Source organism: Methylobacterium bullatum (assembly GCF_014845095.1).
GTDB lineage: Bacteria > Pseudomonadota > Alphaproteobacteria > Rhizobiales > Beijerinckiaceae > Methylobacterium > Methylobacterium bullatum.
In genome coordinates, this window is record NZ_NKUG01000100.1 from 1 (window position 1) to 7,216 (window position 7,216).

The 7,216-nt window shown below is 69.3% G+C and carries 7 protein-coding genes; 3 read left to right on the top strand and 4 right to left on the bottom strand.

The window, feature by feature from the left end; genetic code table 11:
* Positions 1-1,416, bottom strand: a 1,416-nt coding sequence (locus MBTS_RS14965) for an FAD-dependent oxidoreductase (RefSeq protein ID WP_192215943.1), incomplete at its 3' end; no start/stop codon positions are given.
* A 694-nt stretch (positions 1,417-2,110) separates the two neighbouring features.
* On the opposite strand from MBTS_RS14965, the gene MBTS_RS14970 reads away from it, so the two are divergent.
* The 3 genes from MBTS_RS14970 (at position 2,111) to MBTS_RS14980 (ending at position 5,286) form a co-directional block, all read left to right on the top strand.
* A complete protein-coding gene (locus tag MBTS_RS14970; RefSeq protein ID WP_192215944.1) occupies positions 2,111-4,054 on the top strand; it encodes a PAS domain-containing sensor histidine kinase in 1,944 nt (647 codons plus the stop codon).
* Positions 4,051-4,722, top strand: coding sequence for a response regulator transcription factor (locus MBTS_RS14975; protein ID WP_192215945.1), 672 nt, complete (start codon positions 4,051-4,053; stop codon positions 4,720-4,722). Before MBTS_RS14970 ends, MBTS_RS14975 begins: the two co-directional genes overlap by 4 nt.
* A gap of 171 nt (positions 4,723-4,893) precedes the next feature.
* On the top strand, positions 4,894-5,286 hold the full coding sequence (locus MBTS_RS14980; RefSeq protein ID WP_192215946.1) for a response regulator transcription factor: 393 nt from the start codon (positions 4,894-4,896) through the stop codon (positions 5,284-5,286).
* 66 nt (positions 5,287-5,352) lie between these two features.
* On the opposite strand, the gene MBTS_RS14985 is transcribed toward MBTS_RS14980, so the two are convergent.
* The 3 genes from MBTS_RS14985 to MBTS_RS14995 form a co-directional block, all read right to left on the bottom strand.
* Entirely contained in the window at positions 5,353-6,189 is an 837-nt protein-coding gene (locus MBTS_RS14985) for an alpha/beta fold hydrolase (protein WP_056142173.1), read from the bottom strand.
* A gap of 124 nt (positions 6,190-6,313) precedes the next feature.
* Entirely contained in the window at positions 6,314-6,733 is a 420-nt protein-coding gene (locus MBTS_RS14990; protein ID WP_018043940.1) for a lysozyme inhibitor LprI family protein, read from the bottom strand.
* Positions 6,734-6,880: 147 nt separating this feature from the next.
* Complete coding sequence (locus MBTS_RS14995) at positions 6,881-7,078, bottom strand: hypothetical protein (RefSeq protein WP_018043941.1); 198 nt, start codon at positions 7,076-7,078, stop codon at positions 6,881-6,883.
* Between the last annotated feature and the right edge of the window lie 138 nt (positions 7,079-7,216).

The following is a 7,216-nucleotide window of genomic DNA, read 5'->3' on the forward strand; positions in this document are numbered from 1 at the left end:
CATGACGAAGACGTTGCCGATGACCGTCGTCTCGCTGACCCCGCTCGCCCGGTCGGTCCAGGTCACCGATGTCAGGGTGTCGTCGCCCACGAGTGCGGTGATCTCGGTCTGCGTATGCAGGGTGACGCGCGGCGACGACGCGATTCGCTGCACGAGGTAGTCGGACATCGTCGCGGCGAGGCCGTCGGCCCGCACGAGGAGGTGCACATGCGCCACCGTGCGGGACAGGAACATCGCGGCCTGGCCGGCCGAGTTGCCGCCGCCGACCACGATCACCGCCTCGCCGGCACAGAGCTGCGCTTCCATGGCGGTGGCGGCGTAATGGATGCCCTGCCCCTCGAAATGCGCGTAGCGCGGCAGATCCAGGCGGCGATAGCGGGCGCCGGTGGCGGCGATGACGGCGCGTGCCGGGACGGCGGTGCCGTCCTCGAGGATCACCCGGAAGGGCGACCCGCCGCAATCGAGCCCCGTCGCCATGCGGGAGATCGCGAGCCGCGCCCCGAACTTCTGGGCCTGGACCTGCGCGCGGCCGGCGAGGGCCTGACCGGAGATCCCTGTCGGAAAGCCGAGATAGTTCTCGATCTTCGAGGAGGTGCCGGCCTGGCCGCCGGGCGCGAGCCCTTCGATGACGATGGTGTCGAGCCCCTCGGAGGCGGCATAGACCGCAGCCGCCAGGCCCGCCGGTCCGGCGCCGATCACCGCCACGTCGTAGACGCGGCCGGGATCGATCGCCTCCGTCAGCCCGAGGGCGTCCGCCAGCGCCGCGTTGGTGGGATTGCGCATCACCGCCGCGCCCGGCGCGATCACCACCGGCAGGTCGGCTTCGGTCAGGCCGAACCCTTCGAGGGCGTTGCGGGACGCCGGGTCGCTCGCGGTGTCGAGGATGCGGTGCGGGTAGGCGTTCCGGACGAGGAAGCGCTCCAGGCGCAGGGTCTCCCGCTGATGGCCGGGTCCGATCAGGACGACGCCGCCCCGCCCGTGGCGGATCAGGCCGACCCGGCGCAGGATGAAGGCCCGCATGATGATCTCGCCGATATCCGGTTCGGCGGTGACCAGGCGGCGAAAGGCGGCGCGGTCGATCCGCACCACCCGCGTCTCCACCACGGTGCGGCCGGAGACCAGGATCTCCCGGTCGTTGAAGAGGTCGAGCTCGCCCGTGAACTGACCTTCGGTGTGGACGACGAAGACCCTGGCGGCCCCCTCGTGGTCGGTCTCGAACATCTCGATCCGGCCGGCGAGGACGAGGAAGAAATCCACCCGCCGCTGGCCCCTGGCGAAGATGAGCGTACCCGCCGGCAGGGTCTGCTCCATGCCGTAGCCGGCGACCCGGCTCTCCATCTCCGCGCCGAGGCGGGGGAAGGTCTGCGCCGTCCGGTCGTCGCCGTCGGATTCCGCCGGGAGGAGGGTGTCGGTCATCTCGGATCACTCCGTCTCGTCGAAGGCGAACCTGCCACCCCTGCCCCGGATGGCGTCCCGTCCCGCCGCCGCCACCGTAGCTGCAGGGACGGCACGCTCCCTGGCTTGTCCGATCACGCGATGTTTTGCACGGTCCGGCGCCAATTCCCGGCTGCCGCTCGATCGGCCGGGGTGACGCGCTCAAGAAGAGGGATGGTCCTCCGGCGAATCAGGTTTCGCAGAAGTGGCCCCCGGTTCTGCGACAAGAACCTGCGACACACCAGAGAGCGAAGCGTTGGCTCGCTAACGCGTCGCTCTGCTTGACGCGGATCGTTCAAATCATGGAACGTCCGTGCAAGACGAGCGGCCCGGCCCATGATGACTCGATGCCGGCCGGATCGGCGGTGCAGCCCGGTCCCTTCGTCGTCCACGCGAACGCCGCGCCCCCTCGCCAATAAACGACAGTATAGTTCACAAGGCATGCGGTCACGCTTCATGGTCCGCTCGAACGGCCGAGGCATTCATCCGCCGTCCAGGCCGCCGGAAATGGGGAGATGGCGATGCGTCAGGCCGTTCATGCACAGGGTCCGGCGATCGTGCGCCAGACGGTCCGGTCGCTGGAGGGCGTCGGCTCCCGGTTCTCCGTCACGCTACCGTGTGCCGACCGGCCGGACGACGGGGCGCCTCGGTGCCGTGTCGAGGCCAGGGAGGGGCGATGGACGCGCCTGCCGTAGCGGCCCCCTCGCCTCCCCGTTCCGGGATCGGCCCGGACACCCGCCGGACGGGCCGGCTCCTGGGAGTCCTCGCCCTCGGCCTCGCCCTGGCGATCTTCCTCGTCGATGCGTTCACGCCCCTCGAAGGCGCGGTGGCCGTGCTTTACGTGGTCGTCGTGCTCGTCTCCGCGCGGGCGTTCCGGCGGAACGGGGTGATCCTGACGGCGTCCGGCTGCCTGCTTCTGACGGCGGTGGCCTATTTCCTGTCGCACCGCTTCTTCGACAGCGACTCGGCGCTGCTGCGCGCCCTGGTCAGCCTGGCGGCCATCGCGATCAGCGCGCTCCTGGTGCTGCGCAATCAGGCGGCGGCCCGCATCCTCGCGGAGCAGGCCGAACTGCTCGAACTCACCCACGATCCCATCTTCGTGCGCACGCCCACCGATACGGTGACGTTCTGGAACCGCGCCGCGGAAGACCTCTACGGCTGGCGCCGGGACGAGGTCCGGGGGCGCAACGTGCACGTCCTCCTGCGCACGGCCTTCCCCGGTGGCGAGGCGGCGATCCGAGATGCGCTGATGCGGAACGGGCGGTGGGAGGGCGAACTCGCCCAGACGGTGCGGTCCGGCGCCAGGGTGGTCGTCGAGAGCCGCTGGTCGCTCCAGCGCGATGCCGGCGGCCAGCCGCTCGCGGTCCTCGAGACGAACACCGACATCACCGAGCGCAAGCGCGCCCATGCGGCCCTGGCCGAGAGCGAGCGGCGCTACCGCACCATCTTCGATACGGCCCGCGTGGCGATCCTGCAGCAGGATTGGCGCGAGGTGAAGGCTGTCCTCGACGCGGTCCCGCCCGATGCGGCCACGCCTCTTCGCGCCCATCTCCACGCCCATCCGGAGGTCGTCCGCGATCTCCGCCGCAGCGTCACCATCGTCGACGCCAATGCCGAATTGCGGCGGCTGATCGGCGCCGATGCGGGCGCTGCGGCGCCGCGATCCCTCGACGCGCTCCTGTTCGAGGACGAGCCGACTTTCATCGAGGCGCTGCTGGCGCTGGCGCGGGGCGAGACCTTCTTCGAGGGCGAGACCACGATCCGCGCGCTGTCCGGCGATCCGGTGCCGATCCTCTTCGGCATCACGTTCCCGTCCCATGCGGAGGGGTTCGAGGGCGTGCTGGTCTTCGCCGTGGACATCACCGAGCGCAAGCAGGCGCAGGAGGCGCTGCTCGCGGTCCAGGCCGAGCTGGCCCATACCGCGCGGGTGACGACGCTCGGCGAACTCACCGCCTCCATCGCCCATGAGGTGAACCAGCCCCTGGCGGCCATCGTCACCAATGGCGAGGCGGCCTTGCGCTGGCTGAGGCGGAGCCCGCCGGACCTCGGCGAGGTCTCGGCCGCGGTGACCCGGGTGGTGGCGAGCGGCACCCGGGCCGGCGAGATCGTGTCCCGCATCCGGACCTTCCTCGCCAAGACGCCGCCCCCGCGCGACTGGCTCGACCTGCGTGAGATGATCGGGGAATCGGTCCTTCTCGTGGAGCGCGAGATGGTCCGCGGCGGTGTGCGCCTGATCCGCGACGTCGCCTCCGACGTGACCCTGGTCCACGGGGACCGGGTGCAGTTGCAGCAGGTGCTCATCAACCTGATGGTGAATGCGATCCAGGCCATGGCCACGGTCACCGAACGGCCCCGCCTCCTCACGATCCGTGTCGCGCCGGACGGGGCGGAGCATGTCCGCGTCACCGTCGCCGATAGCGGCGGGGGGATCGCGGCGGAGGCCGTCGAGCGGGTCTTCCAGCCGTTCTTCACCACCAAGGCGGACGGGATGGGCATGGGACTGGCGATCTGCCGCTCGATCGTCGAGGCGCATGGCGGGCGCCTCTGGATCACCGGTCACGACGATCCGGGCGCCGCCTTCCACTTCACCATACCGACCACGGCCGAGAGGGAACCATGATCCGAGGCAACGCGGCGGGGCCGGCACGCGCGTCGGCCGCGAGGCAGACCGTCTTCGTCGTGGATGACGACCCCGATATCCGGGAGGCCCTGTCCGGCCTGCTCCGCTCCATCGATCTCGCCTGCGCCGCCTTCGCGTCGGTGGCGGAGTTCCTGGCCGCGCCGCGCCCCCTGGGCGCCGGTTGCCTCGTGGTCGATGTCCGCCTGCCGGGCGTGAGCGGCCTCGAGTTCCAGGGGCAGCTCAGCGCGCTGGGGATCGACCTGCCGATGATCCTGATGACGGGGCACGGCGATATTCCGATGACCGTGAAGGCGATGAAGGCCGGGGCGGTGGACTTCCTCGCCAAGCCGTTCCGCGAGCAGGACCTCCTCGACGCCATCGGCACCGCCCTGGCGCGCGACGCGGTCCAGCGCAGCGCGCATGCGGCCCTCGACGATCTCAAGGCCGATTACGAGACCCTCACGGCGCGGGAGCGCGAGGTGATGGCGCAGGTCACCGCCGGCCTGATGAACAAGCAGGTGGCCGGCAATCTCGGGCTCAGCGAGATCACGGTGAAGATCCACCGGGGCCACGTCATGCGCAAGATGAAGGCGCGCTCCCTGGCCGATCTGGTTCGCAGCGCCGAAGCCCTCGGCGTCTCGCATGCCGGCGGCGCGCCGACGCGGTGACCGATCCGCCGGCCTTTAGCGAAAGGTGGAGGCCGGCAAACCTCCGTATGATTCCAACCCACGGTGCGAGGGACCATATCTCGGCTCGGGCCAACGTTTACCGGCCCAAGACTTCCCAGTCCAAGACTCGCCGGTCACAGGGACCGGAAGGCGAACCCGTAGGTCAATGGAATGCCAGCTCTGCCTGTGATCGCGATCGTCGACGACGACGAGGACGTGCGCGTGGCGACCGGAAGCCTCGTGCGCTCCCTCGGCTACACCGCCCGTATCTACGCCTCGGCGCGTGATTTCCTCGAGAGCTGTCCGGTGGACGCGCCCGACTGCGTCATCACCGACGTGCAGATGCCCGGCATGACCGGCGTGGAGATGCACCGGGGCCTGCTCGCCCTGGGGTCGCGGGTGCCGGTGATCTTCGTGACGGCGTTCCCCACCGAGGCCCTGCGCAACACCGTCCTGGCGGCGGGCGCCAGCGACTTCCTGGGCAAGCCGTGCGACGGCGCGACGATCATCCGCTCCCTGGAGCACGCCCTGATGGGCGGGTCGGCGAGGGATGCGACGGCGTGATCGGCGTCAAGCAGTGAGCGGGCGGCGACCGGCGCGCCTGTGCGTCGGCCGTCGCGAAAACCCGGCTCAGCCCTTCACGAAGGCGAGGAGGTCGGGGTTGATGACGTCGTGGTGGGTGGTGAGCATCCCGTGCGGGAATCCCGGATAGGTCTTGAGCGTGCCATTGGCCAAGAGCTTGACCGATTTCAGCGCCGCATCCGCGATCGGGACGATCTGATCGTCCTCGCCATGCAGGACCAGGGTCGGCACCGTGATGGCTTTCAGATCGTCGGTCTGGTCGGTCTCGGAGAACGCCGCGATGCCGTCGTAATGGGCCTTCGCGCTGCCCATCATGCCCTGGCGCCACCAATTCCGGATCACGCCCTGCTGCACGGTCGCGCCGTCGCGGTTGAAGCCGTAGAAGGGGCCGCTCGCCACGTCGAGGAAGAACTGCGCGCGGTTGGCGGCGGTGGCCGCGCGGAACCCGTCGAACACCGCGATCGGCAGACCCTCGGGATTGGCCTCCGTCTTGAGCATCAGCGGCGGCACCGCCGAGACCAGCACGGCCTTGGCCACGCGGCCGGCCGGCTCTCCGTGCTTGGCCACGTAGCGGGCGACCTCGCCGCCGCCGGTGGAATGGCCGATATGCACGGCGTCGCGCAGATCCAGCGACTCGCTCACCGCGAAGGCGTCGGCGGCGTAGTGATCCATGTCGTGGCCGGTATCGACCTGGGCCGAGCGGCCATGGCCGCGCCGGTCATGCGCCACGACCCGGTAGCCGTGATGCAGGAAGAACAGCATCTGCGCGTCCCAATCGTCCGACGAGAGCGGCCAGCCGTGGTGGAACACGATGGGCTGGGCGCTCTTGGGCCCCCAATCCTTGAAGAAGATCTCGACGCCGTCCTGGGTGGTGACGAAGGGCATGGGAGGATGTCCGGTTCGGGAGGGGGCTGGTCCGAGCTATGGAAGCAAGGCGCCGAGCCGGCTTGACGATTCGCGTCACCGCTTGGACGAATGCGCCATTGCCGATGCCCTCGGCCGGACGGCCCTATTCGGCGAGCAGGCTTTCCAGGAAGAACACCCGCCGCGCCGTCTCATCGAGATTGCAGCTCGATGCGGCGATCAGGTCCATGGTCCCGCCTCCCCCGAAGATCATCGTCAGCTTGCAGGAGGCGGTCCTGTAGGCCAGCCAACCCCGCTGGGAATCGCGCAGCGCCGTCTTCTCCTCGTCCGTCGATTTGCGCATGAGCGCCTGATAGGCGGCGTTCAGCTTCTTGTCCTGCAGCGACAGTTCGGCGGACGCACAATCCAGCATCTCGGCCGTGACGCCACCGGACTTGTCCATGCATTTATCGTAGTCCGGTGAATAGGTCTGCGTATTCATGCCGGCGGCGTAGGACGGCTCGACGACGATGCTGCCGAGCAGGCTGACCATCACGGCGACGGGAAAGGCTAGTGTGCGAGTCATTGTGATCTTCGGTTCTCCAGACAAGAACAGCCATGATCTGACCGGTATGAAGCCGGCTCTCAGGTGGCCGTGGAAGCCGGACGTCATGGCGCCCGGTTCTGCAATGATCCCGCCCCGCTCCGCAAGGCGCTGCCGGTCGTCCCCCCGTCAGCGCATCAGCCAGGACACCAGCCAGATGCCGCCTGCAAGGACGGCCCCGAAGATCAGTGTCCGGACGAGGATGTAGACCAGCAGGATTCGTCGCGGGAAATGCGCGCGCGTGGCGGCATTCAGCATCTGCCGCACGCGTGCGACAGAGAGGATCGCGCCGAGGGCGACGATCGCCCCGATGAGAAGCTGCGTCATCGCCTCACAGCACCGCTCGGCAGGTCATCGACGGCGGTGTTGCGGCAGCGCTCGCTCGGACCGGCGGATTCCGAGGCGGGACACATCACAGCTGAGGCATGGCAGCGGGACGGGGCCGGGGCGCGGGCGCCATTTCTC

Coding starts and splice junctions, on each gene's coding strand:
- MBTS_RS14970 (WP_192215944.1), top strand. CDS start 2,111: ATGGACGCGCCTGCCGTAGCGGCCCCCTCGCCTCCCCGTTCCGGGATC.
- MBTS_RS14975 (WP_192215945.1), top strand. CDS start 4,051: ATGATCCGAGGCAACGCGGCGGGGCCGGCACGCGCGTCGGCCGCGAGG.
- MBTS_RS14980 (WP_192215946.1), top strand. CDS start 4,894: ATGCCAGCTCTGCCTGTGATCGCGATCGTCGACGACGACGAGGACGTG.
- MBTS_RS14985 (WP_056142173.1), bottom strand. CDS start 6,189: ATGCCCTTCGTCACCACCCAGGACGGCGTCGAGATCTTCTTCAAGGAT.
- MBTS_RS14990 (WP_018043940.1), bottom strand. CDS start 6,733: ATGACTCGCACACTAGCCTTTCCCGTCGCCGTGATGGTCAGCCTGCTC.
- MBTS_RS14995 (WP_018043941.1), bottom strand. CDS start 7,078: ATGACGCAGCTTCTCATCGGGGCGATCGTCGCCCTCGGCGCGATCCTC.